Below are 369 nucleotides of genomic sequence, written 5' to 3' on the forward strand. Positions count from 1 at the left end.
AGCGGCGGTCTGCGATGGAACGGTGTCGATGACTTCCCTTTGCGAGACATTTGGGATCAGTCGAAAGACGGGCTACAAGTGGTTGGAACGGTATCGAAAGGAAGGTCCGAACGGACTTTTGGAAAAGAGTAGAGCTCCGCATTCGAATCCGAATCGAGTAAGCTTTGAGGAAGAGAGAATGATCCTCGCGCTTCGAAAGAGACATCCTACTTGGGGTCCAAAGAAGCTACTTGTGATCTTAGAAAGGAGTAAGCCAGAAACCCTCTGGCCATCGGCGAGCACGATCGGGAATATTCTCCAAAAAAGAGGATTGGTAAAACCGAGAAAGAGGAAACGAGGAATGATTCTTCCTTCGGAACCTTTTCGAGG

General features: G+C 49.1%; 1 protein-coding gene. It reads left to right on the forward strand.

Annotated features, from left to right (window positions below):
- Positions 1 to 369, forward strand: a 369-nt coding sequence (locus tag JWG44_RS21695; protein ID WP_205277119.1) for a helix-turn-helix domain-containing protein, incomplete at both ends; no start/stop codon positions are given.

Source organism: Leptospira ainazelensis, from assembly GCF_016918785.1.
Classification (GTDB): Bacteria; Spirochaetota; Leptospiria; order Leptospirales; family Leptospiraceae; genus Leptospira; species Leptospira ainazelensis.